The sequence below is a fragment of the Peribacillus sp. 05N428 genome, from assembly GCF_056397085.1.
Genome location: NZ_JBFTMS010000115.1, coordinates 1 through 1,263, shown reverse-complemented (window position 1 = coordinate 1,263; position 1,263 = coordinate 1). Strand labels below are relative to the sequence as shown.

Here is a 1,263-nt window from a genome sequence, read left to right as displayed (position 1 = left end):
TGGATTTGAGTCAATATTTTGGACACTAAAAAGTTAAATCTTAAGCTGTATTCCTAATTCGATCTTCAATGGCTTGTGGGGTTTGATAGCCCAAGCTGCTGTGAATTCTTTTTCGGTTATACCAACCTTCAATAAATTGGAACATCGCTAATTTAGCTGTTTGATAGTCTAGATATTGTACGTGGTTGACTTCTTCCTTTTTTAATAGGGCATGAAAGGATTCAATACAGGCATTATCGTACGGGCAACCTTTCTGACTAAAGGATTGCTTAATATGATGGTTTTGGATATGTTGAGTAAACTCACTGCTTGTATATTGTGAGCCAAGATCCGTATGAAGAACTAAGCCCTCCGAGGGCTTTTGTGATAAGTGTGCGTTATTGAAAGCTTTTATGACCAGTTCTGTCGTCATTGAACGAGAAAATGAATACCCTACTATTTTCTTAGAATGAAGGTCCAATACCGAAGCTAAATAACACCATCCGTCTTTTAACGTGTGGATATACGTAATATCTGCTACCCATTTCTCATTAATGGTTTGAGTAGTGAAGTCTCGTTTTAGCAAATTATCCAATTGAATAACCTTTTCTTTAGATGGATAGGGACGGTATTTTCTCTTGGTAATAGAACGAATTCTCGCCTTGCTCATTAAACGTTGAACACGCTTTAGACTTAGGGAAAACCCTTTGGTTAATAAGCTTTCATGAATCTTTGGAGCCCCATATCGTCCTTTGCTTTCCAGGTAAATAAGATGAATTTCCTTCGTTAGTTCTATGTTTTCCTGTTCGCGATTTGATACGACTATTTGAAGGGATTGATAATGACTGCTTCTTGGGATTTCTAGTATTTCACACATCTTCTGTACGGGATATTGTTTCTTGTGTTCCTCAATAAATTCGGTAAGATCTGTCTCGGTTACTTTTTCGCGAATATGGCCATAGCCTTTTTTAAGATTTCAACTTCTTGCTTTAACCGAAGGTTTTCCTTCTGAATGGCGGCTAATTCCTTTGGAGTCATGGACTCTTCCCCTAAACCGATAGGAGTAAATTCTTTAACCCATTTATAAATGGTAACTTCTGATACGCCATATTCGCCGCTTAATTCTTTGACCGAATTACCCGAGTGATAAAGATCTACAATAGTCTTTTTGAATTCATTATTATATTTTTTACCTGTATTCTTACGTTCCAAGACGGACACATCCTCTCAAAAATCATTGTAAGGACTTAACTAAAATGTGTCCATGAAACTATACTAACTCCA

1 protein-coding gene is annotated in these 1,263 nt (G+C 36.8%); it reads right to left on the bottom strand.

Annotated elements, in window-relative coordinates:
- Positions 1-40: 40 nt before the first annotated feature.
- Positions 41-1,191, bottom strand: a protein-coding gene (locus tag AC1DIV_RS29950) for an IS3 family transposase (RefSeq protein WP_427673811.1) whose coding sequence is annotated in 2 segments (ribosomal slippage) — positions 41-942 and positions 942-1,191 — 1,152 coding nt in all. Because the reading frame shifts where the segments join, the coding sequence is not laid out codon by codon here.
- Positions 1,192-1,263 lie beyond the last annotated feature (72 nt).